Here is a 22,850-nt window from a genome sequence, read left to right on the forward strand (position 1 = left end):
TCCGAGGAAGCTCCCCGGACCCCTTCGGCGTCGGTGCGTCGGTGCGTCAGCCGACCGGCAGGCTCTTCACCGGCAGGGAGTCGGCGGACGGCACGCCGCCCTTGGTGAGGGAGTCCGTCGGCAGACCGCCCTTGGCCGAACCGGCCGTCTCGCCGACGAGCTGCCCGGCGGAGCCCGCCGCGTCACCGGCCGCCTTCTGCGCCACGGGGGTGGTCTCCTTGACCGCCTTGCCGCCGGTCTTGCCCGCGGCCGGCACCGCCTTCTTGACGGTCTTGCCGCCGGTCTCACCCGCGGACTCGGTGACCTGCTGCGCCGCGCCGTCGACGGTCTTGCCGACGTTCGCCCCGTCCACGGCGGTCAGACCACCGAGGCTCGGGGTGGCGGGCAGCTCGGGGGCCGCGCTGGCCGAGCCGGCCGCACCGACCCCGGCAGCCGCTCCCGCAGCGACGATCAGCGCGGCACGGGCGATCCGGCGGGTCAGGGGGAGGGACATGGTGCTCCTTCGACGGAGAGAACAATGAGCTTCGTGAATCGTCCGACCGGGTCCGGCAGTTGATCGACCGGCTGTGGATCATCCCCGGCTCGGACGCAGTGACTACCGCTCGAAGCCCGCGAAGGTTGCGGCGCCGCAACGTAAAGAGTTGGTAATGCGTCGCATTATCGGCTGGGGATAAAAACGGGCAAAGAGGCGGTTGCCCGCAACCCCGCCGCATCCTTCCAGCCCTGCGTTCCCAAGGGTTTTTCCGGTTTCCGGGGCGAGGGGGCGAAAACCTGCGCCCAGGCGCGCCGCCGACCCGTGCGGGTGACCCCTGCGGGTGAGCCCCCGTACCCCTGCGCGATCTCTAGCCCATCGTGACGATACGGACCGCGTCCGCGTCCCGTTCCGCGCCCGCGGTGCCCTTGGCAGGGAGGTCCCGCCACTGGCTGGCGGTGTTCCCGGCGACCCACTCGCGCCCCGCGTAGGCGACCCGGGCGATGTGGAGCTCAGAGGCGTTGGCCACGGCCCAGTGGGCCAGCTGCCAGCCCCGCTGCTGCGGGCTCCGCCCGGCCGTGGAGCCGGGGTCGGCGGTCACCGGCAGGGTCACGGTCCGCCCGCCGGACGCGCCCGTGCCGCTCGGTGACGGCGCCGGCGTGGCCGTCGAGGAGGCGTCGACCTCGGCACCGGCCGGCTCCAGCACGTCCCGCCCGAAGTCCCGCACGAGCGCGGCACGCACGCCGTCGGGACCCGAGGCCCGGGTCGCTGCCGGGCGGCCCTCGCAGGTCAGCGTGGCCGCGGACTGGCCGGTGAGGGCCGCGGCGAGCAGCGCGGCGTCCGGCTCGTGCTTGGCGTAGGCCTGCGGGAAGCCGCTGCGCTGGACGCGCTGCGCGGCGACGGTGAGCGGCAGCCGGGTGTAGCCGGGCACCTTGACCAGGTGGTCGTAGAACTCACCGGCCGAGTACGTCGGGTCCATGATCTCCTTCGGCGTTCCCCAGCCCTGCGAGGGCCGCTGCTGGAACAGGCCGAGGGAGTCCCGGTCGCCGTGCCTGATGTTGCGCAGGGCCGACTCCTGCAGGGCCGTCGCCAGGGCGATGGTCACGGCCCGCTCGGGCAGCCCGCGGGCGGTCCCCACGGCGGTGATCGTCGCCGCGTTCACCGCCTGCTCGGGCGTGAACTCGTACGACGCCCCGTCGCCGTTGCCGGAGACGACCTTGCAGCCCGGGCCGCCCGAGCCCCCGGTGATGTACTGCACGACGAGGTAACCGGCGACCGCGAGCAGGGCCACGAAGGCGGCTCCGCATCGGAAGAGGCGGCCACGGCGCTTGGGAGAGGACGGCTCTGGCACGCCGTACAAGGTACTGGAGAGTACGGAGTCACAGGAGCCGGGTGGGAACAGTGGGGCCGTGCTCCGGGCGCGTTAGGGTCGACGGTATGGCCGACACCTCGCTTGACCTCACGCTGGACGCCGCGGAGCTCACCGCCCGGCTCGTCGACTTCCGTTCCGAGAGCGGCACCGAAAAGCCCCTCGCCGACGCGATCGAGACCGCGCTGCGCGCGCTGCCCCATCTGACGGTCGACCGGTACGGCAACAACGTCGTGGCCCGCACGGACCTCGGCCGTTCGGAGCGGGTCGTCCTGGCCGGCCACATCGACACCGTCCCGATCGCGGACAACGTCCCGTCCCGGCTCGACGAGGACGGCGTCCTGTGGGGCTGCGGCACCTGCGACATGAAGTCCGGCGTCGCCGTGCAGCTGCGCATCGCGGCCACGGTCCCGGCCCCCAACCGCGACCTCACCTTCGTGTTCTACGACAACGAGGAGGTCGCCGCCGAGCTGAACGGCCTCAAGCACGTCTCCGAGACGCACCCCGAGTGGCTGGAGGGCGACTTCGCGGTGCTGCTGGAACCGTCGGACGGCCAGGTCGAGGGCGGCTGCCAGGGCACGCTGCGGGTGCTGCTGAAGACCAGGGGTGAGCGGGCCCACTCGGCGCGCGGCTGGATGGGCTCCAACGCGATCCACGCCGCGGCCCCGATCCTCGCCCGCCTGGCCTCCTACGAACCGCGGTGGCCCGTGATCGACGGCCTGGAGTACCGCGAGGGCCTCAACGCGGTCGGCATCGGCGGGGGAGTGGCCGGCAACGTGATCCCCGACGAGTGCGTCGTCACCGTCAACTTCCGCTACGCGCCCGACCGCACCCCCGAGGAGGCCGTCGCCCACGTCCGGGAGGTCTTCGCGGACTGCGGGGTCGAGGAGTTCGAGGTCGTCGACCACAGCGGCGCGGCGATGCCCGGCCTGTCCCACCCGGCGGCCAAGGCGTTCATCGAGGCGGTGGGCGGCACCCCGATGCCGAAGTACGGCTGGACCGACGTCTCCCGCTTCTCGGCGCTCGGCGTCCCGGCCGTCAACTACGGCCCGGGCAACCCCCACTTGGCGCACAAGCGGGACGAGCGGGTGGAGATCGCCAAGATCCTCGCGGGCGAGGAGCGCCTGCGGAACTGGCTGACCGCCTGACTCTGCCGGGACGTCCTCGTGTTTACGGCGCTCCATCGCGGACATGCTCACGTCCCTCGTTCGTAACCCGCGTAGATCTACGCTGAGGTGGAAAGACAGGCACGACGGAGGGAGCGCACATGGCGACCGGCAACCCCGAGGGGAAGAAGCAGCCGCCGGAGGAAAAGCGCCTGGGCCCGCTCCTCCAGCGGCGGGATCAGGTGCAGGCCAGCACCACCGATCAGCGGCTGCTGGACGAGCGAGCCCCCTCCGACTGGGTCCACACCGACCCCTGGCGCGTGCTGCGCATCCAGTCGGAGTTCATCGAGGGCTTCGGCGCGCTGGCCGAACTGCCCCCCGCCATCAGCGTGTTCGGATCGGCCCGGACGCCTGCCGACTCACCCGAGTACGAGGCGGGGGTCCGGCTGGGGCGGGGCCTGGTGGACGCCGGTTTCGCGGTCATCACGGGTGGCGGACCGGGCGCGATGGAGGCGGCCAACAAGGGCGCCCTGGAGGCGAAGGGCATCTCGGTCGGCCTCGGCATCGAGCTGCCGTTCGAGCAGGGACTGAACCCGTACGTCGACATCGGCCTGAACTTCCGCTACTTCTTCGTGCGGAAGATGATGTTCGTGAAGTACGCCCAGGGCTTCGTCGTCCTGCCGGGCGGTCTCGGCACCCTCGACGAGCTCTTCGAGGCCCTCACGCTCGTCCAGACGCAGAAGGTGACCCGCTTCCCGATCGTCCTGTTCGGCAGCGACTACTGGGGCGGCCTGGTCGACTGGCTCCGTGACACGGTGATCGCCCAGGGCAAGGCGGCGGACAAGGACCTGCTGCTGTTCCACGTGACGGACGACGTGGACGAGGCGGTGGCGCTGGTGTCGAAGGAGGCGGGCCGCTGAAGGGCTTTTCGAGCCCGGCTTCCGGTCCGACCGCTTCGGGTGGCGGGAGCGCGCAGGCCGGGGGTCCAGGGGGCGGAGCCCCCTGGTACCCGGGCTAAGCCAACCCGCGCCGGGTGACAGCAGGACGCCGATGCCCCGCGATCGTCGCCACCATCTCCAGCACCTGCCGGGTCTCGGCGACCTCGTGCACCCGGTACACCTGCGCCCCCAGCCACGCGGACACCGCCGTGGTGGCCAGCGTGCCCACGACCCGCTCCTTGACGGGCCGGTCCAGCGTCTCCCCGACGAAGTCCTTGTTGGACAGCGACACCAGCACCGGCCACCCCGTGGCGACCATCTCGTCCAGCCGCCGCGTCGCCTCCAGGCTGTGCCGCGTGTTCTTGCCGAAGTCGTGCCCCGGATCGATCATGATCGACTCGCGTGGCACACCCAGCGCCAGCGCCCGCTCGGCCAGCCCGACCGTCACGTCCAGGATGTCCGCCATGACGTCGTCGTACGTGATCCGGTGCGGCCGCGTCCGCGGCTCCGCCCCGCCGGCGTGCGTGCACACCAGACCCACCCGGTAGCGCGCGGCGACCTCCGCCAGACCCGGATCGACACCGCCCCACGCGTCGTTCAGCAGATCCGCCCCGGCCTCGCACACGGCCTCGCCGACCTCGGCCCGCCAGGTGTCCACGCTGATGATCACGTCCGGGAAGCGCCGCCGCACCTCCGCGACGAACCCGACCGTCCGCCGGGCCTCCTCCTCGGCGGTGACCTCCTCGCCCGGCCCGGCCTTGACCCCGCCGATGTCGATGATCGCGGCGCCCTCGGCCACGGCCCGCTCCACGCGCGCGAGCGCCGGCTCGTCGCGGAAGGTGGCGCCCTGGTCGTAGAAGGAGTCCGGGGTGCGGTTCACGATCGCCATGATCACCGGCTCGTGCGTCCCGAATTCCCGCTTGCCCAGCCTGAGCATCCCCTGTGACCTTTCGTAGGACGTCCCGTCTTCCGCCGCCTGCGACCCTAACGGTCCCCCTCGCATGGCACGATCGGAGCCTGACAGCATCCGACTCGGAGGACCTCCGACGAGTCCGATCCAGCCGACCGTGGGGGCCCCGCGATGGTTATGTTCCTGTTCCTGGTCGTCGCGCTCGCCGTCGTGGTCGGCGCGGTGACGCTCGCCGTGGTGGGCGGCGGCGACAGCGGCCCGCTGCCCGAGGCCGCCCCCGAGCGGCTGCGCGACCCCCTGCCCCCGGACCGCCCGGTCGGCCGAGCCGACGTGGAGAACCTGCGGTTCCCGCTCGCCGCCCGCGGCTACCGCATGGCCGACGTGGACGACGCCCTGAGCCGCCTGGGCGCCGAGCTCGCCGAACGCGACGCCCGCATCGCCGACCTGGAGTCCGCCCTGGCCGGTGCCCGCACGGCCTCCGCCCACGGGCCGGCGCACCCGCCCGCGGAGAACCGCGTGCCCATGGACAAGCCCGCCCCCCGGCCGGAGGACCGGCCGTGAGCGACGGCGCCGCCCTGGCCGGTCCGGACGGCGCGCCGCGCTGCCCCTGGGCCCTGTCCGCCCCCGAGTACGTGGCCTACCACGACGAGGAGTGGGGCCGCCCGGTCCACGGCGACGACGCGCTCTTCGAACGGCTCAGCCTCGAGGCCTTCCAGTCCGGCCTGTCCTGGATCACCATCCTGCGCCGCCGCCCCGGCTTCCGCGCCGCCTTCGCCGACTTCAAGATCGCCTCGGTGGCCGCGTTCACCGACGAGGACCGCGAGCGTCTGCTGGCCGACGCCGGCATCATCCGCAACCGTGCCAAGATCGACGCGACCCTCGCCAACGCGCGTGCGCTGACCGAGTGGGCCCCGGGCGAACTGGACGAGCTGATCTGGTCCCACGCGCCCGACCCGGCCGCCCGCCCGGCCCCGAAGACGCTCTCCGACGTCCCGCCCGTCACCCCCGAGTCGACGGCCCTGGCCAAGGCGCTGAAGAAGCGAGGCCTGCGGTTCGTCGGCCCGACGACGGCGTACGCGCTGATGCAGGCGTGCGGCCTGGTGGACGACCACCTGGAATCGTGCGTGGCCAGAAGCGCCCGGTAAGGGCGCGGAGGACCACAAGATCAAACACAGGGGACCCGCGGCCCCACGGCGCGCGACGCCCCGGCCTCACCGGCCCAGGTACTTCGGCTTCTCCTTGTTGACGAAGGCCTGCACCGCGATCGCGTGATCCTCGGAGGACCCGGCCCGCGCCTGCAGCTCGTCCTCCTTCTCCAGCGTCTCCTCCAGCGAGTGCGTCAGTCCGTACGCCACCGACTCCTTCAGCGCCGCCAGCGCCACCGTCGGCCCCTCGGCCAGCGCCCGCGCCACCTTCTCGGCCTCCGCCCGCAGCTCGCCCGCGGGTACCAGCCGGTTGGCGATGCCCAGCTCGTACGCCTCCTGCGCGGTGATGCTGCGCGGGAAGAGCAGCAGGTCAGTGGCGCGCCCGGGTCCGACGACCCTCGGCAGGGTCCAGGAGACCCCCGAGTCCGCCGCCAGCGCGACCCCGGCGAAGGAGGTGTTGAAGGCCGCCGTGTCCGCGACGATCCGGTAGTCGGCGGCGAGCGCGAAACCGAAGCCCGCCCCGGCCGCGACCCCGTTCACGGCGGCGACCACCGGCTTGGCCGCCCCGGCCAGCGCCCGCACGATCGGGTTGTAGTGCTCCCGCACCGTGCCCATGGTCTGCCCCGATCCGGTCTCCCGGTCAGCGGCCAGCAGCCCGATGTGCTCCTTGAGGTCCTGCCCGACGCAGAACGCCCGCTCGCCGGCCGCGGTCAGCAGCACCGCCCGTACGGCACCGTCGTCCGCCGCGGACCGGACCGCCTCCCGCAGAGCGACCTTGGTCCGCACGTTCAGCGCGTTCATCGCCTCCGGGCGGTTCAGCGTGATCGTCGCCAGTCCGTCGCTCACCTCGTAGAGCACGGTGTCGGTCATGGCGTATCCCCTCCGAGTCGCGGATCGGGACGTACCGGCCGGTACGCCCCGCGTCTGCAGGACAGCATGACGGAGATCGCCGGCGGCGCACCGGACCGGACGTGTGACCTGCGTCAAAGAATTCTCGCCCGGATCGGTTCGGCGGATGTGTGCGTGGTGGCGGAGTATCGCAGTCTCATCGCCGAATTGAGTGGTTTTGCTCGCGTGCGTTGCCCAAGCGATGCCGACTGATGTTGGTCATCGGGTCCTGCGATGCGGGATAATGGCCTGGAAGCAATGTGTTCGATGCCGGTGACGCGTGTCCTGCCACATGGACCGCGCACGTGTGCCCTTCTTCAGGGCCGTCGGCTTTGACGATGAGCTGGGTTTCAGGAAGGGGAACGAGCATGGCGGCCATGAAGCCGCGAACGGGTGATGGCCCGCTCGAGGTGACCAAGGAGGGGCGGGGCATCGTCATGCGCGTTCCGCTCGAAGGCGGCGGTCGACTCGTCGTCGAGCTGACCCCTGACGAGGCCGACGCGCTCGGCGACGCCCTCAAGAAGGTCGTCGGCTGACGCGCAAGCGACCATAGCCTTTCAGCTGCCCCGGCATCATCCGTGATGCCGGGGCAGCTGTTTTCTCACCGGTGACACTCGCCTGCCCAGCTCCGCGCCACGCTAACGTGCGACCCGGCTACCGCTTCACCGCGCACAGCAGCCCGTCGCCCACCGGCAGCAGGGACGGCACCAGCTCCTGGCTCTCGCGCACCGCGCGCAGCAGCTCGCGCAGCCGCAGCACCTCCGTGGGCTGCGGGCCGGAGTCCACCGTCCGGCCGTTCGCGAAGGCGCCCTCGAAGACGACCAGCCCGCCGGTGCGCAGCAGACGCAACGATTCAGCGAGGTAGTCCATCACCTCGAGGCGATCGCCGTCGCAGAAGACGAGGTCGTATCCGGCGTCCGCGAGGCGGGGCAGCACGTCCAGGGCGCGGCCCGGGATGAACCGGGCCCGGTTGCTGGCGAAGCCGCAGGCGCGGAAGGCCTGGCGGGCGAACTGCTGGTGTTCCGGCTCCGGGTCCACGGTCGTCAGGACACCGTCGGGCCGCATGCCGTGCAGCAGATGGATCCCGGAGACACCGCACCCGGTCCCGATCTCCGCGACGGCCTTGGCGTCGACGGACGCGGCCAGCAACCGCAGCGCGGCGCCCGTGCCGGGCGTCACCGAGCGCAGCCCTGCCTCACGGGCCCGGTCCCGGGCCCAGTGCAGCGCTTCGTCCTCGGCGACATAGGCGTCGGCGAACGCCCAGCTCGTCTGCCGGTTGCCGGTAATGACCCTCTCCTGTCCCCGTGAATGCCTGGGCGTGACTGTATCCGTTGGGCACGGGAACCCGCAGATGGGACCGGTCGTTTGAAGAGAAGGGCAAGTGACGCGGGTCAGGACGGGGGGCGGGCGGTGGATCAGGACACCGAGCAAGTGCCGACGCAGCAGTACGAGGCGTATCAGCCCAGATCAATTTCTCGTAAAACCGCTTATCCGGTCCTAACGGGCGAGGTGGCTATGGTAGGGGCTCCACTGGACACCACCAGAGCTGACAGGGGAGGTGCGGCTGCGCCTGTGGATCGCGCAGGAGTGCTCCGGCGCTTCCTCGGATCGGCGGGCAGGCCGACATCTGTGAACGACACCGCTGCTGACCACAGTCACGCCGCTGACCACGCCCAGACCGCGACCTTCACCACCGACGCGGACGGGCAGGCGTGGACTCCGCCCACGTGGGAGGAGATCGTCAGCACGCACAGCGGCCGGGTCTACCGGCTCGCCTACCGTCTGACCGGCAACCAGCACGACGCGGAGGACCTCACGCAGGAGGTCTTCGTCCGTGTCTTCCGCTCCCTGTCGACCTACACGCCGGGCACCTTCGAGGGCTGGCTGCACCGCATCACCACGAACCTCTTCCTGGACATGGTCCGCCGCAAGCAGCGCATCCGCTTCGACGCGCTCGGCGAGGACGCGGCCGAGCGGCTGCCCAGCAAAGAGCCCACCCCGCAGCAGATCTTCAACGACGCGCATTTCGACGCCGACGTCCAGCAGGCCCTGGACACCCTCGCCCCGGAGTTCCGCGCCGCGGTCGTCCTGTGCGACATCGAAGGACTGTCGTACGAGGAGATCGCCGCGACCCTCGGCGTCAAGCTCGGCACGGTCCGCTCGCGCATCCACCGCGGCCGCTCCCAGCTGCGCAAGGCCCTCGCGCACCGCTCGCCGGAAGCGCGTGCCGAGCGCCGCTCCTTCGTGCCCCGTGTTCCCGCACTGGGAGGAGGGGGCGCGAGCGCGTGAGCGGATCACGGCCTGAAGCTTCCGAGGATCACCTCGCAGAGCAGCATCTGGGAGACCGACTCTCCGCCCTGGTGGACGGAGAGCTCGGTCATGACGCGCGCGAGCGCGTCCTGGCGCACGTGGCCACCTGCCCGAAGTGCAAGGCGGAGGTGGACGCCCAGCGCCGGCTGAAGAACGTCTTCGCGGAGGCGGCCCCACCGCCCCCCTCCGAGAGCTTCCTGGCCCGCCTGCAGGGACTACCCGCGGGCTGCGGCCCGGACGGTGATGTCACACCGCCGGGCGGGGGAGGGCTGCCCGGGGGACTGTCCGGGCGGTTCGGATCGTCCGGGGCCTTCGGAATGAAGCGCGGCGAGCGGTTCGACTTCGGGTACGCCCCGTCCCGGCCGCACCTGCCCGCGCTGACCTCCCCCTCGGTCGGCCGCGGCCTGCCCGCCGACCGCGGCGGACTGCCGTCCGGCCACCGTGGCCTGCCCGGCGGGAAGGGCTTCGGCATCCACGACGTCGGCCGGCCCGACACCGATCGGTCCTCCTCGCGGCTGCGGTTCGCCTTCGTGGCCGCCGGTGCCGTCTCCCTCGCCGCGATCGCCCTGGGCGGGGTCACCACCGGCACCCCCGTCGACGTGGAGGCCCGCGGCGGCCAGGGCACGGGGAGCAACGTGACACCGATGCGCACCCAGGGCACCGGCGCCGCCACGTCGCCCGAGTCCCAGCGCCGCCGGACGGCGCCGCTGCTCGGGCAGGCGCACGGCCAGAGCGTGCTCGGGCACACCCCGGTCGCCCCGACCGAGGTGTCCGCGCCGCTGCTGCCCGGGGTGCCGACCGCCGCCCGGCAGCACGCGCTGCACGCGCTGACCGCCCCGGTGATGGCCGGTGCCGCCGTCATGTCCCCCCTGATACGTCCGCTCGAAGCGGCCACGCCGGCCGCCCTGACCTCGCTGTCCTCGGTCCCCGAGATCACGTCGCCGCTGTGGACCGTGCCCCTCGCGGATCCGACCTCGTCCCCCTCTTCCCCCGCTTCCTCGCGTACGGCTCACTGACCGGCTCTGCGCAGCCCCCCGCGAACCTGATTGAATCCGGGGGTTGTCGCCCGCGGCCGAGGTGTGGCCGGGCGCCGATTCGACGAAACGCGGCCACCGCGACGAGCCGTGCCGCGGCTGTGGGGAGAGCATGAACGAGGGGAAGCCCACGAAAGCGAAGTGGTGGAGCCGTCCACGGCCGCAGGACCTCACGGGAGAGCCGGAGGGCACGGACGGCGTGGCCGCGGACGACCGGGCCGTGAACGGGCCGCACGAGTCGGCCCGGGTCCCGGCCCCGGCGGACGAGCCCGGCAGCGACGGAGACTTCGAGCTGGCCCGGCCCCTGGCCCGACCTGACGAGGACGGGGGCGACTACGAGCTGCGGCGCCCCGAGGCAGCCGCCGAAGCCTCCGCCCCGGTCCCCGCCGCCCGAACCGACCAGGACACCCCGGTCGGCCCCGCCGCGCACGCCGTGCCGGTCGAGGGCGCACGAGCCGGGCAGGACGTCCCCGACGCCCCTGCCGTACCGGCCGAGGGTGCTCCGGCCGGGCAGGACGTTCCCGTAGCCCCTGCCGTATCGGCCGCGGGCGCCACAGCCGGGCAGGACGTTCCCGGCGCGCACGCCGTGCCCGTCGAGGGCGCTCCCAGGCCGCTGCACGACCCCGACCCCTACAGCACCCCGCCCTACGGCGAACCCGGTCCCTGGGCACCCGCGCCGCCCGTCCAGCACCCGGCGGCGACCCCGGCCCAGGGCGTACCGGCACCGGCCCCGCCGACCGTGCCGGGCACCCCCGCCGTCCCACCGCCGCACGGAACACCGGCGCAAGGCACGCCGGGGCACGCCACACCCCCGCACGGCACACCGCCTGCGTCGGACTCCGGCAGCCCCACCCCGGCCGCCTCCGCCCTCCCCCCAGCCTCCGCAGGCCCCGCCCACACCGACGCCGCCGCGCCCGCACCGGCCCCGGCCGGTGACCCCTGGCAGCGTTACGACCCCTGGGCGGCCCCCGGGGTCGCCGGAGGGCACGGCCCCTTCCAGCAGAACGGCGCCGCCGTCCTCAGCACGGAGCAGCGGCGCAAGCGGGGCAGGAAGTCCCTGGTGCTCGGGGCCGTGCTGCTCGCGCTCGTGTCCGGGGGCATCGGCGGTGGCGTGGGGACGTATCTGGAGCGGAACGGCGGCGTCGGGACCATCACGCTGCCGCAGGCCGGGAAAGAGCCCACCACGCGGGACGCGGACAGTGTGGCCGGGATCGCCGGGCGGGCCCTGCCCAGCGTGGTCACCCTCCATGTCAGCGGCGCCGGCGAGCAGGGGACGGGCACCGGCTTCGTGCTCGACGCCCGCGGGCACATCCTCACCAACAACCACGTCGTGCAGCCCGCCGGATCGGGCGGCGAGATCACCGTCACCTTCAACGGCGGGGAGAGCGCCCAGGCCGAGGTCGTCGGCCGGGACAGCGGCTACGACCTCGCCGTCGTGAAGGTGAAGGGCGTCAGCGGACTCACCCCACTGCCCCTCGGCAACTCGGACAACGTGCAGGTCGGTGACCCGGTCGTGGCCATCGGCGCCCCCTTCGACCTGGCCGGCACCGTCACCTCCGGCATCATCAGCGCCAAGCAGCGGCCCATCACGGCCGGTGGCGAGAAGGGCGACGGCAGCGACGTGTCGTACGTGGACGCGCTGCAGACCGACGCACCCATCAACCCCGGCAACTCCGGCGGGCCCCTGCTCGACGCCCGGGCCCGGGTCATCGGCATCAACTCGGCCATCCGCTCGGCGGGCACCGGCTCCACCGAGGACAGCGGCCGGTCCGGCTCGATAGGCCTCGGCTTCGCCATACCGATCAACCAGGGCAAGCGCGTCGCCGAGGAGCTGATCAACACCGGGAAGGCCACCCATCCGGTCATCGGCATCACCCTCGACATGGACTACTCGGGCGACGGCGCCCGCGTCGCCTCCGAGGGCAGCGAGGGGGGATCTCCGGTCACCCCGGGCGGCCCGGGCGCCAAGGCCGGGATCAAGGCGGGCGACGTCATCACGGAGGTCGGCGGTCAACGGGTGCATTCCGGTGAGGAACTGATCGTCAAGACCCGGGCGCACCGCCCCGGCGACCGTCTGGAGCTGACGGTGGAGCGCGGCGGCAAGGAACGGAAGGTCTCCCTCGTCCTCGGATCGTCCGGTGGCTGAGGTGAGCCCCGGGACCCGCGAAGTCGTCTCATCAGGCCGCATAAGGGACCGACAAGGCAAACAAACGGGAAAGCGCTCCCACCTCCCGCACACGGAGGACCCGGGACGGTACCGGTCGGACAGGATCGCCGGGTACCGTGGATCCGGCCCGGACCACGGCAAGACCCGCACCGACCACGAGGGCCGAGGACCGAGGACATCGCTAGGAGCTTCAGGTGTTCAATGACATAGGACCACTCGAGCTGGTGACGCTCATCGTCCTCGCCGTGCTCGTCTTCGGTCCGGACAAGCTCCCCAAGGTCATCCAGGACGTGACGCGCACGATCCGGAAGATCCGTGAGTTCTCGGAGAGCGCCAAGAACGACATCCGGGAGGAACTCGGCCCGGAGTTCAAGGACTTCGAGTTCGAGGACCTCAACCCCAAGACCTTCATCCGCAAGCAGCTGGACAACGAGGACCTGGGGCTCAAGGAGATCCGCAACGGCTTCGACCTGAAGAAGGAGATGGCCGAGGTCACCGACGCCGTCCACAGCCGTGACTCCGACACCTCCTCGGCGTCCTCCGCAAGCTCCTCCGGTGGCCGCATCGACATGACGAAGAAGCCGGAGACGCCCGCCCCGGACGACCGGCCGCCCTTCGACGCGGACGCCACCTGAGCGACGAGCCAGGGGCGCACGCCCCCGGGCACGTGACGCGTTTCATACTCCGGTCGGGCTGTGTACGGCCCGATCGGGGCGCCCGTGCGGCCCACGCGCCGGGCGGTTTCCCTGCTGCTCGCAGCGGTGTGGCTATGCTGCCGAGTTGTTGTGCGGACCGTGACGAGTACGCCCGAAGGGGGGCGGGCCGTTCCGGTCCGACTAGAGCGAGGAGGCGTCCGGGCACATGGAGACGACGAGTCGGGCAGTCGCGCAGACGCCGGCCGCGGAAGGCGGGCAACAGCTCCCCTCCGCCCGGCGTACGGTCGACGGCTACCTGCGTGCGCCCTTCCCGTGGTACGGCCTCGACGAGGCCTTCACGGGACCGCGCTGGCTGATGCAGGTCGGGACGACGGCCGACGGGGCCGTGGAACACGGGTCGGTCGGGCACGGTGACGAGCCCACGCTGCGCAACGAGCTTGCCGCGGGCGGCGACCAGGAGGCCAAGGAGAAGTTCGCGGTCGTGGTGACCGTGGCGGGCCATCCCTCACGGCGCACGGCGGACGGAACGGGCCTGCTGGAGGCCACGTCCGTGTCCTCCGCGGCGTGGCTCGCCGGGGTGGGGCTGCTGTCGTTCACCTGGCCCGGGCAGATGGACCACGCGCTGCGGGACGACTGGCTGGAGCAGCAGACCGAGACGGCCTGGGTGCTGGCGGACGACCTGGACGGCGCCGACTGGTCGATGCTGTCGCTTCCCGTGGACGGGGTGCCGACGGCGTTCCACTACCGGGAGTCGGAGTTCGGCTGGGTGCTTGCCGGGTCCACCTCGACCGGGGTCCATGTCGGGGCGTACGGCAGGGGCATGAGTGCGTACGGGCTCGGCTTCGCCGTGGTGAAGGACATCGCCGCGTACGCGTGAGCCCGGGGGCGCCGGTCGTCTGCGGCGCCCCTTCGCCATGAGGAGTGCGGCCGGCGGGCGGCCGCGGACCGTTCGTGGTTGCTCGCGCAGTGCCCCGCGCCCCTGGGAGGGGCGCTGTCCCGCCGGCCGTCAGATCAGAACTTGTTCCTCGGGGTGATCCCCAGGGACAGGCCCGACAGGCCGCGCTGGCGGCCGCCCAGCTTGCCGGCGATAGCACGCAGGGCCGAGCCCGCCGGGGAGTCCGGGTCCGACAGGACGACCGGCTTGCCGTCGTCGCCCCCCTCGCGCAGGCGGACGTCGATCGGGATGCTGCCGAGGACCGGGACGTTCGTGCCGGTCGTGCGGGTCAGGCCGTCGGCGACCGTCTGGCCGCCGCCCGTGCCGAAGACGTCGACCATCTCGTCGCAGTGCGGGCAGGGCAGGCCCGCCATGTTCTCGACGACACCGACGATCTTCTGGTGGGTCTGCACGGCGATGGAGCCGGCCCGCTCGGCGACCTCGGCGGCGGCCTGCTGCGGGGTCGTCACGACGAGGATCTCGGCGTTCGGGATCAGCTGGGCCACGGAGATCGCGATGTCGCCGGTGCCGGGCGGCAGGTCCAGGAGCAGCACGTCCAGGTCGCCCCAGTACACGTCGGCCAGGAACTGCTGGAGGGCGCGGTGGAGCATCGGGCCGCGCCAGACGACCGGGGCGTTGCCCGAGATGAACATGCCGATGGAGATGACCTTCACGCCGTTCGCCGACGGCGGCATGATCATGTTCTCGACCTGGGTGGGACGGCCGTCGGCGCCCAGCATGCGCGGCACGGAGTGGCCGTAGATGTCGGCGTCGACGACACCGACCTTCAGGCCGTCGGCCGCCATCGCTGCGGCCAGGTTGACCGTCACCGAGGACTTGCCGACGCCGCCCTTGCCGGAGGCGACCGCGTAGACGCGGGTCAGGCTGCCCGGCTTGGCGAAGGGCACCTCGCGCTCGGTCTGGCCGCCGCGCAGGGCTGACGCCAGCTCGCGGCGCTGCTCGTCGCTCATCACGTCGAGCGTGACGTCGACGCGCGTGACGCCCTCGACCGCGGAGACCGCGTCCGTCACGCGCTGCGTGATCGTGTCCCGCATCGGGCAGCCCGAGACCGTGAGGTACACGGTGACCGCGACCGCCCCGTCCGCGCCGATCTCCACCGACTTGACCATCCCGAGTTCGGTGATGGGCTTGTGGATCTCGGGGTCGTTCACCGTCGCCAGTGCCTCGCGCACCGCGTCTTCCGTAGCCATAAGGACGATGGTACGGCGCCGTACCGGTGCGTAGGAAAGTGTCTCAGCGGTCGTCTGCGTCACGTCCCCGTGACCGTTCCGCCGGGAATACGACGGGGTCGTGACGGTGGCCGTTCTGCCGTTCCTCCATCTCCTTGACCATGTCCTGCAGCTCCGAGCGGATCCAGTCGCGGGTGGCGACCTCGCCCAGGCCGATGCGCAGGGCGGCGATCTCGCGGGTCAGGTACTCGGTGTCGGCGATCGACCGCTCGTTCTGCTTGCGGTCCTGCTCCAGGTTGACCCGGTCCCGGTCGTCCTGCCGGTTCTGCGCGAGCAGGATCAGCGGGGCTGCGTAGGAGGCCTGGAGCGACAGCATCAGGGTCAGGAAGATGAACGGGTACTCGTCGAAGCGCAGGTCGCGGGGCGCGAAGATGTTCCACACCACCCACAGGATGATGACGACCGTCATCCAGACGATGAACCGCCCGGTGCCGAGGAAGCGCGCGATGCGCTCCGACAGCCGCCCGAAGGCCTCCGGGTCGTACTCGGGCAGGAACCGGCGCCGGCGCGGCAGCGGCTGGTCGAGCCGGGTGCGCGGCCGGGAGGCGGCCGTGGCGCCCGCCGGGGTGCGTTCGCGCGGGCTCTCGCGCTCAGGGACCATCGGTCGCCACCTCCTCGTCCAGGTGGAACTCCTGCTCCCGCCAGTCCTCCGGGAGCATGTGGTCGAGTACGTCGTCCACGGTGACCGCGCCCAGCAGCGATCCGGCCTCGTCGACGACGGGCGCCGCGACCATGTCGTACGTGGCGAAGAACCCGGCGATGGCCGGCAGCTCGGCCTCCGGGTCGAGCGGCTGGAGATCGTTGTCCACGATCGAGCTGACCAGGGACGGCGGTGGCTCGCGCAGCAGACGCTGGAAGTGGACCGTGCCCAGGTACTTGCCGGTCGGTGTCTCGTCCGGCGGCCGGCAGACGTAGACCTGGGCGGCCAGCGCGGGGGAGAGGTCGCGGTTGCGGACGCGGGCCAGGGCGTCGGCGACGGTGGCGTCCGGGCGCAGCACGATCGGCTCGGTGGTCATCAGACCGCCCGCCGTGCGGTCCTCGTAGGACATCAGGCGGCGCATGTCGGCAGCGTCGCCGGGCTGCATCAGGCTCAGCAGCCGCTCCTGCTCGTCCGTCGGCAGCTCGCCCAGCAGGTCGGCCGCGTCGTCGGGGTCCATGGCCTCCAGGACGTCGGCGGCGCGCTCCTCCTTCAGCTTGCCGAGGATCTCGATCTGGTCGTCCTCCGGGAGCTCCTCCAGGACGTCGGCGAGCCGGTCGTCGTCGAGGGCGGCGGCGACCTCGGCGCGGCGCTTGGGGGAGAGGTGGTGCAGGACGTTGGCGAGGTCGGCGGGGCGCAGCTGCTCGAACGTGGCGAGCAGGTTCTCGGCGCCCTGCCCCTGCTCCTCCAGGGAGAAGCCGGTGACGGCGGTCCACTCGACGGTCAGCGCCTCGCCCTTGGCCCGCCGGAAGGCACTGCCCTTCCTGCCCTTGCGGACGAAGACCCGGTCGATCTCCCACTCCCGGCGGGCCGGCAGCTGATGCACCGACAGGTCGAGGACGGTGACCTCCTCGCCGGTCTCGCCGAGCGTCACGCGCCGGTCCAGCAGCTCCCCGAAGACCAGCCGTTCGGTGGGCCGCTGCTCGAAGCGGCGGACGTTGAGCACGCCGGTGGTGATGATCTGGCCCGACTGGATGGCGGTGACCCGGGTCATCGGCAGGAAGATACGGCGGCGGGTGGCGAGTTCGACGACGAGGCCGAGCAGCCTCGGCGGCCGCTGCCCCACCCGGAGCATGACGACCAGATCGCGCACCCGCCCCACCTGGTCACCGGCCGGGTCGAATACGGCGACACCTTGGAGGTGCGATACGAAGATCCGGGGGACGCCCGCTGCCATGGCCGCGGCTCCTTTACGTGCGGGGTGGTTCGTGGTGGCTGTCTGGGTGGCTGTCTTTGTGCCTGTGTCTTCCGAATTGCCCGCTCGGGTGGGCTTCAGGCTAGCCCGTCCTGATCGCGGTCGCGTCGGCGGGCGGTCCGGACGGACTGGCTCCGATCCGCCCGCACGACCCCGGTACCCTGCGGTACGCCGTTCAGGTCTTTCGTCAGAGAGGCAGCCCCACCTGTGACTCCGATTCGCCAGAGCCGCAGCCGCGGCCGCAGTGCCGCACTCGCCAGCGCGACGTGCGCGCTGCTCGTGACGGGAACGGTGCTCACCGGCTGTGCGGAGGATCCGAACGAGGGCACCAACGGCGTCGGCAGACTTCCCGCAGCCAAGATCCAGGGCAAGACCCGGTCGGCCGCCGAGTCCGCCGGGGCGGTCCGGGTGCACGGCAACGTCGTCAGCGGCGGGCGCACGTACGCCCTCGACATGCGGCTGAAGGACGACGGCGGCGACGGCTCGGTCACCACCGAGGGCGCGACCTTCAAGCTGCTGCGCATCGGCGAGCAGCTCTACGTCAAGGCGGACGCCGCGTTCTGGGCTCATGGCAGCGGCCAGGGCGAGGACGGCGAGGGGGACGCGGCGGCGGCCTCCAAGCTCGGCGGCAAGTACGTGAAGGTGCCGCAGGGCGACCCCTCGTACAAGAAGTTCAGCGGGTTCACGGACAAGGCTCTCCTCCTCGACGGTCTGCTGACCCTGCACGGGACGCTCGCCACGGACGGCCACGACGAGGAGGCGGGCGTCCGCACCATCCGCGTCACCGGCGACAAGGGCTCCGGCGGCACCCTGGAGGTCTCCCTGGAGGGCAAGCCGTATCCGCTGCGCCTGGAGCGGGCCGGCGGAGCGGGCACCCTCACGCTCTCCGCCTGGGGCGAGGACTTCTCCCTGCGGAAGCCGGAGCGGAACGAGACGGTGGACTACGGCAAACAGCTGCCGGCGTCGTAGGCCCTCAGGCCCGTTTGCGCCGCTTCAGCAGCAGGCGGGGCAGCCCCGCCGGGATCGGCCGACGGGTGATCGCCGGGGACGGCAGGGGCGGCTCGGACAGGGAGCCGTCGGGCAGCGGCGCCGTCGCACCGGTCGGCTCCAGGCGCAGCACCCGGCATTCGCGGGCCCAGCGCTCGGGCATGGCCTCGCCGTCGGGTGCGTTCAGCCGCTTGCCCTTGAGCTCGGCGACCGCCGCGTCCCACGCCTCGGAGCCCGGTGCGAGCCGGGTGACGCGGGCCGTCCAGGTGACCAGCCGGCCGCCCTTGTCCTTGCTGCGGACCGTCACCGTCGCCTCGGCGCCGTCGGCCAGCCCCGTCAGCGGCTGCTCGCCGGGCCCGTCGCCGACCAGGCACGCGGCGCCGTCGTGCCACACGTGCCACAGTGCGCGCGCCGGGCCGTCGGGACCCTGGACCCAGACGAGGCCGGACTTCTTCGTGGCCTCCTCGACGAGGGCCTGGTCGAGCAGCTCGCTTGTCATGGGCCCCAGCCTAACCAGGCCGCTCACAGCCATCCGTTCCGCTTCAGGGCGCGGTGGATGCCGAGACAGACGACCACCGTGAAGCCAAGGATCACCGGGTAGCCGTAGCGCCAGTGCAGCTCGGGCATGTAGTCGAAGTTCATGCCGTACACACCGCACACCATCGTCGGCACGGCGATGATCGCGGCCCAGGAGGTGATCTTCCGCATGTCCTCGTTCTGGGCGACGGACGCCTGCGCGAGGTTGGCCTGGAGGATGGAGTTGAGCAGTTCGTCGAAGCCGAGGACCTGCTCCTGGACACGGGCGAGGTGGTCGGCGACGTCCCGGAAGTACTTCTGGATGTCGGGGTCGATCAGCCGCATCGGCCGCTCGCTCAGCAGCTGCATGGGTCGCAGCAGCGGCGACACGGCCCGCTTGAACTCCAGCACCTCGCGCTTGAGTTGGTAGATCCGCCCGGCGTCCGAACCGCGCGGCGAGCCCTTGCGGCCCGGGGAGAAGACCTCGGTCTCGACCTCGTCGATGTCGTCCTGCACCGCGTCGGCGACGGCGATGTACCCGTCGACCACGTGGTCCGCGATGGCGTGCAGCACGGCCGAGGGGCCTTTGGCGAGCAGCTCGGGGTCGTCCTGGAGGCGGTGCCTGAGGGCCCGCAGGGAGCCCTGCCCGCCGTGCCGGACGGTGATGAAGAAGTCCCGTCCGGTGAAGCACATGACCTCGCCGGACTCCACGACCTCGCTGTTGGCGTCGAGCTGGTCGTGCTCGACGTAGTGGATGGTCTTGAAGACCGTGAACAGGGAGTCGTCGTAGCGCTCCAGCTTGGGCCGCTGGTGGGCCTGGACGGCGTCCTCCACGGCCAGCGGGTGCAGCCCGAACTCACTGGCGATGCCGGAGAATTCGGCCTCCGTCGGCTCGTGCAGGCCGATCCACACGAAGCCCCCGTCGCGGCGCACCAGGCGCACCGCCTCGTGCGGGGTCAGCGCGTTCTCGGTCTCGATGCGGCGGCCGTCGCGGTAGACGGCGCAGTCGACGACGGCGGAGGACGCGGCGGGACTGCGGGTGGCGTCGTAGGCGCCGCCCTCCTTGCGCAGCGACACACGGGACGGACGGACGGCTGCGCGCAGGTCGCGGATCATCGACATGGCGGGCTCCTTCGCGGGCGTGCAACGAACGGCGCCGGCGACGGTTGGAACCACCCGGAATGAGGACGTAGGAACTACGGATGTTTGGCACGTCCACAAAGCGGGGAGCACCGCACCGTCGCGGTGGCCGGTTTCGTTACTGATTCAGCTACTGAGGCAGATCAGGCAAAGCGAAACGAAGCGCTCTTCCGCGGTGAAGCGAGTGCGAGAGGTGGCAGCCAGGTACAGAAGCAGCTACATCGGCGGCGCGAAGAGCGTGGTGCTACTGCACGGTCGACTTCGATCCATTGCAGCCCCACCTCCTCCGGCCGGTCCCTCGTAAGGGAGTTCCTTCGGCGTCGGGGCTTGATCGCGACGCTTCTGCGTGCTGCCCCGAACCACCGGGCAAGAGTAGCAGCCGACACAACTGTCAAGGTGCTGCTTTGCCCGCTACTGGCGAGTTCTATGCTCGCCGCATGGCAGATGTTCTTCCTCTGGTCGAGGCCCGGTTGCGCACCGCGCTGGGCGAACCGGACGCGCGCGCGGCGGTCACCTTCCTGGGCACGGACCGCATCGAGGTGCTCCGCTTCCAGGAGGGCGGCATCGTCCGCTACGCCACGCTGGGCATGTCCGCGCACCCCATGACGGACCCCACGGCGGTGGTCGCCGACCCCGTCAAGGGGCCGCGCGCCGAGCTGGTCCTCTCCGTCCGTTCCGGGCGGGCCGACACCGACAAGGCGTTCCGGCCGCTCGCCGTGCTCGCGGCGTCTCCGCAGGTGGAGGGCCTGGTCGTGGCCCCCGGCGCGTCCCTCGACGTGGGTGAGCCGCTGTGGCCGGGCGCTCCGTTCACCTCGGTCCTGGTCGCGGAGCCGGGCGGTCTGGTGGAGGACCTGGAGCTCGACGAGCCCCTCGACCCCGTGCGGTTCCTGCCGCTGCTGCCGATGACGCCGAACGAGGCCGCCTGGAAGCGGGTGCACGGCGCGCAGGCGCTTCAGGAGAAGTGGCTGAACTCAGGGACGGACCTCCGGGATCCGTCCCGGAAGTCCGTCCCGCTGGAGTGAGGAAGCTCACCAACGCCGGTCCGCGAAGCGTCAGTTGGCGAACACGGTGACGCTGTCCTCGCCGGCGTGCCTCGGCTCGAGTTCCGCTGCCTCGTGCGTGAGCGCCTTGCGCCGCACGACGACCACGGCCGCGCCGAGGACCGCGGTGAGCGCCGCCACCACGAACGGGACGTGGACGTCGGTCCACTCCTCGATCTTCGGCGCGAAGAACGGAGCGGCCGCCGCCGCGAACCAGCGGACGAAGTTGTAACCCGCGCTCGCCACCGGCCGGGGTGCGTCCGAGACGCCGAGGGCCAGCTCCGTGTAGACGGTGTTGTTCACGCCGATGAAGGCGCCGGACAGGATCGTGCAGACGACGGCCGTGGTGTGCGAGCCGTAGCCGAGCACCAGTACGTCGGCCGCGAGCAGCACCAGCGAACCGCCGAGCACCTTCAGCGAACCGAACCGCTGCTGGAGCCGGGGCGCGACGATCACCGAGAAGACGGCGAGCAGCACCCCCCAGGCGAAGAACACCGCACCCGACCGGTACGGGCTCATGTTCAGCACGAACGGCGTGAAGGCCAGCACGGTGAAGAACGTGTAGTTGTAGAAGAACGCCGAGACCGCCGCGGAGGCGAGACCGCCGTGGCCCAGGGCCTTGAGGGGGTCGAGCAGCGAGGTCTTGCGGGCGGGCTTGGGCTGCTCCTTCAGGAACACCGTGATGCACAGGAAGCCGACGGCCATGAGGAACGCCGTGCCGAAGAAGGGGTAGCGCCAGCTGGCGTCGCCGAGCAGGGCGCCCAGCAGCGGGCCGCAGGCCATGCCGAGGCCGAGGGCCGACTCGTACAGCAGGATCGCCGCGGCGCTGCCGCCGGCCGCCGCGCCGACGATGACCGCGAGGGCCGTCGAGACGAACAGCGCGTTGCCCAGGCCCCACCCGGCCCGGAAGCCGACCAGTTCGCCGACGGATCCGGAGGTGCCCGCGAGTCCGGCGAACACCACGACGAACGCGAGGCCGAGCAGCAGGGTCCTGCGGCCGCCGATCCGGCTGGAGACCCAGCCGGTCACCAGCATCGCGACGGCGGTGATGAGGAAGTACGACGTGAAGAGCAGGGAGACCTGGCTCGCCGTGGCGTCGAGACCCTGGGCGATGGACGGCAGGATCGGGTCGACGAGCCCGATGCCCATGAAGGCGACGACCGACGCCCCGGCGGTCGCCCACACGGACGTGGGCTGCTTCAGGAGGCCGCCCGCTCCGGCGTCGAAGGGGTCCATTGCTTGCTCCCATTCCCCCGAGACCGATGTAGTTGGTATATACACATACTAAGTTAGCCAAGCTAATTAATGCAAGTTGCATCTAATGCCGGTGGTGAAGGGTTCCGTCCGGATGGGTGATCGTCCTTGACGCGGCGCGGCAGGGGTAGGACCGTGGGGCCCTATGAGGGGCGAACCCAGTTGCCCGAAGTGCGGTGGCCGGGTCAGGGCTCCCGGCCTCTTCTCCGACTCGTGGCAGTGCGATGTGCACGGCACCGTTCACCCGGTGCAGCCCGTGATACCGCCCAGCGTCGACGCCCTCGACGTGGTGGTGCACCGCACCCGGGTCCCGCTGTGGATGCCGTGGCCGCTGCCGGTCGGGTGGCTGTTCACGGGCGTGGCCTGCGCGGGTGACGACCGCACCGGTGGCCGCGCGACCGCCGTCGCCTGCGCAGGGCCCGGGCCGCTCGGCGGCATGGGCGAGCTGATCCTGGTGGCCGAGGAACTGGGGGTCGGACTCGGCGCGCGGTACGCGGGCATGGACGGCCCCGACCCCGGCCCCCACATGGACGTCGAGAAACCGCCCCAGGCGAAGGTGCTGGCCGCCGGCCGTCCCACGCCGTTGTGGCACGTGGCCGGGGCGCCGGAGGACCGGGCCGTCTTCGCCGGTGAGGCGCTGGGCATGTGGCTGTGGGCCGTGGTGTGGCCCGAGCAGTCCGGGCTGCTGATGTACGACGAACTGGTGCTGACGGATCTGCGCGATGCCGGTGCGGAGGTCGAGCTGGTCCCCTGCGGCGCCCTGTCCCCGCGGTTGCTCGGGCCCTGAGGGGACGGGCCGGGGAGCGGGGAGCGCCGGGAGTGTAGGGGGCGCCTGGCGGGTT

25 protein-coding genes are annotated in these 22,850 nt (G+C 71.8%); 14 read left to right on the forward strand and 11 right to left on the reverse strand.

Going from position 1 to position 22,850, the window contains the following annotated elements; all coding sequences use genetic code 11:
• Positions 1-46: 46 nt before the first annotated feature.
• Together AC0665_RS03325 and AC0665_RS03330 are read right to left on the reverse strand one after the other, a co-directional pair.
• Entirely contained in the window at positions 47-493 is a 447-nt protein-coding gene (locus tag AC0665_RS03325; protein WP_363117113.1) for an ATP-binding protein, read from the reverse strand.
• 349 nt (positions 494-842) lie between these two features.
• Positions 843-1,823 (reverse strand): VldE C-terminal domain-containing protein, encoded by a 981-nt coding sequence (locus tag AC0665_RS03330; RefSeq protein WP_478704332.1) that lies wholly within the window; start codon positions 1,821-1,823, stop codon positions 843-845.
• An 86-nt stretch (positions 1,824-1,909) separates the two neighbouring features.
• On the opposite strand from AC0665_RS03330, the gene dapE reads away from it, so the two are divergent.
• Both dapE and AC0665_RS03340 read left to right on the forward strand, forming a co-directional pair.
• Positions 1,910-2,989, forward strand: coding sequence for a succinyl-diaminopimelate desuccinylase (gene dapE / locus AC0665_RS03335; RefSeq protein ID WP_366052601.1), 1,080 nt, complete (start codon positions 1,910-1,912; stop codon positions 2,987-2,989).
• A gap of 119 nt (positions 2,990-3,108) precedes the next feature.
• Entirely contained in the window at positions 3,109-3,867 is a 759-nt protein-coding gene (locus tag AC0665_RS03340) for an LOG family protein (protein ID WP_468407300.1), read from the forward strand.
• Between the two features lie 94 nt (positions 3,868-3,961).
• Here the strand turns inward: AC0665_RS03340 and folP are convergent, their stop codons facing one another.
• Positions 3,962-4,822, reverse strand: a complete 861-nt coding sequence (gene folP / locus AC0665_RS03345; RefSeq protein ID WP_468407302.1) for a dihydropteroate synthase — start codon at positions 4,820-4,822, stop codon at positions 3,962-3,964.
• Positions 4,823-4,966: 144 nt separating this feature from the next.
• Between folP and AC0665_RS03350 the strand changes: the two genes are divergently transcribed.
• The gene (locus AC0665_RS03350) at positions 4,967-5,356 is read left to right on the forward strand and encodes a DivIVA domain-containing protein (protein WP_468407304.1); all 390 of its coding nucleotides are present in this window, start codon (positions 4,967-4,969) and stop codon (positions 5,354-5,356) included.
• Positions 5,353-5,940: a DNA-3-methyladenine glycosylase I gene (locus AC0665_RS03355; RefSeq protein WP_468407306.1), complete on the forward strand. Its 588-nt coding sequence runs from the start codon at positions 5,353-5,355 to the stop codon at positions 5,938-5,940. The genes AC0665_RS03350 and AC0665_RS03355 overlap by 4 nt, the downstream gene beginning before the upstream one ends.
• A 66-nt stretch (positions 5,941-6,006) precedes the next feature.
• On the opposite strand, the gene chcB is transcribed toward AC0665_RS03355, so the two are convergent.
• Positions 6,007-6,810, reverse strand: coding sequence for a 2-cyclohexenylcarbonyl CoA isomerase (gene chcB, locus AC0665_RS03360; protein WP_468407308.1), 804 nt, complete (start codon positions 6,808-6,810; stop codon positions 6,007-6,009).
• Between the two features lie 66 nt (positions 6,811-6,876).
• Here chcB and AC0665_RS03365 point away from each other — a divergent pair, with 66 nt between their 5' ends.
• Positions 6,877-7,041 carry a hypothetical protein gene (locus tag AC0665_RS03365; protein WP_478704333.1) on the forward strand — a complete coding sequence of 55 codons (165 nt, stop codon included), beginning with the start codon at positions 6,877-6,879 and terminating at the stop codon, positions 7,039-7,041.
• Between the two features lie 155 nt (positions 7,042-7,196).
• Complete coding sequence (locus AC0665_RS03370) at positions 7,197-7,364, forward strand: DUF3117 domain-containing protein (protein WP_003966491.1); 168 nt, start codon at positions 7,197-7,199, stop codon at positions 7,362-7,364.
• 118 nt (positions 7,365-7,482) lie between these two features.
• Here AC0665_RS03370 and AC0665_RS03375 read toward each other — a convergent pair whose 3' ends face one another.
• Entirely contained in the window at positions 7,483-8,181 is a 699-nt protein-coding gene (locus AC0665_RS03375) for an O-methyltransferase (protein ID WP_269465895.1), read from the reverse strand.
• A gap of 234 nt (positions 8,182-8,415) precedes the next feature.
• Between AC0665_RS03375 and sigE the strand changes: the two genes are divergently transcribed.
• The 5 genes from sigE to AC0665_RS03400 all read left to right on the forward strand — a co-directional run bounded on the left by sigE (position 8,416) and on the right by AC0665_RS03400 (position 13,872).
• On the forward strand, positions 8,416-9,117 hold the full coding sequence (sigE, locus tag AC0665_RS03380; protein WP_363117675.1) for an RNA polymerase sigma factor SigE: 702 nt from the start codon (positions 8,416-8,418) through the stop codon (positions 9,115-9,117).
• The gene (locus tag AC0665_RS03385) at positions 9,114-10,154 is read left to right on the forward strand and encodes an anti-sigma factor family protein (protein WP_478704334.1); all 1,041 of its coding nucleotides are present in this window, start codon (positions 9,114-9,116) and stop codon (positions 10,152-10,154) included. Before sigE ends, AC0665_RS03385 begins: the two co-directional genes overlap by 4 nt.
• A 130-nt stretch (positions 10,155-10,284) precedes the next feature.
• Positions 10,285-12,318 (forward strand): S1C family serine protease, encoded by a 2,034-nt coding sequence (locus AC0665_RS03390; protein WP_478604721.1) that lies wholly within the window; start codon positions 10,285-10,287, stop codon positions 12,316-12,318.
• A 215-nt stretch (positions 12,319-12,533) separates the two neighbouring features.
• Entirely contained in the window at positions 12,534-12,974 is a 441-nt protein-coding gene (locus AC0665_RS03395; RefSeq protein ID WP_478604718.1) for a sec-independent translocase, read from the forward strand.
• 226 nt (positions 12,975-13,200) lie between these two features.
• Positions 13,201-13,872, forward strand: a complete 672-nt coding sequence (locus tag AC0665_RS03400; RefSeq protein ID WP_468638796.1) for a hypothetical protein — start codon at positions 13,201-13,203, stop codon at positions 13,870-13,872.
• 134 nt (positions 13,873-14,006) lie between these two features.
• On the opposite strand, the gene AC0665_RS03405 is transcribed toward AC0665_RS03400, so the two are convergent.
• Genes AC0665_RS03405 through AC0665_RS03415 form a run of 3 tightly spaced genes read right to left on the reverse strand, consistent with a single transcriptional unit; the run spans position 14,007 to position 17,053 of the window.
• Positions 14,007-15,140, reverse strand: coding sequence for an Mrp/NBP35 family ATP-binding protein (locus tag AC0665_RS03405; RefSeq protein ID WP_363117126.1), 1,134 nt, complete (start codon positions 15,138-15,140; stop codon positions 14,007-14,009).
• 43 nt (positions 15,141-15,183) lie between these two features.
• The gene (locus AC0665_RS03410) at positions 15,184-15,780 is read right to left on the reverse strand and encodes a DUF1003 domain-containing protein (RefSeq protein ID WP_468407319.1); all 597 of its coding nucleotides are present in this window, start codon (positions 15,778-15,780) and stop codon (positions 15,184-15,186) included.
• Entirely contained in the window at positions 15,770-17,053 is a 1,284-nt protein-coding gene (locus AC0665_RS03415; protein ID WP_468407321.1) for a magnesium transporter MgtE N-terminal domain-containing protein, read from the reverse strand. Before AC0665_RS03415 ends, AC0665_RS03410 begins: the two co-directional genes overlap by 11 nt.
• A 225-nt stretch (positions 17,054-17,278) precedes the next feature.
• Between AC0665_RS03415 and AC0665_RS03420 the strand changes: the two genes are divergently transcribed.
• Positions 17,279-18,040, forward strand: coding sequence for a hypothetical protein (locus AC0665_RS03420; protein ID WP_468407323.1), 762 nt, complete (start codon positions 17,279-17,281; stop codon positions 18,038-18,040).
• Positions 18,041-18,044: 4 nt separating this feature from the next.
• Here AC0665_RS03420 and AC0665_RS03425 read toward each other — a convergent pair whose 3' ends face one another.
• Together AC0665_RS03425 and AC0665_RS03430 are read right to left on the reverse strand one after the other, a co-directional pair.
• The gene (locus AC0665_RS03425) at positions 18,045-18,557 is read right to left on the reverse strand and encodes a hypothetical protein (protein ID WP_468407325.1); all 513 of its coding nucleotides are present in this window, start codon (positions 18,555-18,557) and stop codon (positions 18,045-18,047) included.
• Positions 18,558-18,580: 23 nt separating this feature from the next.
• Positions 18,581-19,696 (reverse strand): magnesium and cobalt transport protein CorA, encoded by a 1,116-nt coding sequence (locus tag AC0665_RS03430; RefSeq protein ID WP_468407327.1) that lies wholly within the window; start codon positions 19,694-19,696, stop codon positions 18,581-18,583.
• 455 nt (positions 19,697-20,151) lie between these two features.
• Between AC0665_RS03430 and AC0665_RS03435 the strand changes: the two genes are divergently transcribed.
• A complete protein-coding gene (locus tag AC0665_RS03435; protein WP_363117132.1) occupies positions 20,152-20,736 on the forward strand; it encodes a suppressor of fused domain protein in 585 nt (194 codons plus the stop codon).
• A gap of 30 nt (positions 20,737-20,766) precedes the next feature.
• Here AC0665_RS03435 and AC0665_RS03440 read toward each other — a convergent pair whose 3' ends face one another.
• Positions 20,767-21,990, reverse strand: a complete 1,224-nt coding sequence (locus AC0665_RS03440) for an MFS transporter (RefSeq protein WP_478704335.1) — start codon at positions 21,988-21,990, stop codon at positions 20,767-20,769.
• Positions 21,991-22,153: 163 nt separating this feature from the next.
• On the opposite strand from AC0665_RS03440, the gene AC0665_RS03445 reads away from it, so the two are divergent.
• Positions 22,154-22,795 (forward strand): DUF6758 family protein, encoded by a 642-nt coding sequence (locus AC0665_RS03445; protein ID WP_478704336.1) that lies wholly within the window; start codon positions 22,154-22,156, stop codon positions 22,793-22,795.
• The last annotated feature ends 55 nt before the right edge of the window (positions 22,796-22,850 follow it).

It is taken from the genome of Streptomyces sp. NPDC043685 (assembly GCF_056436585.1).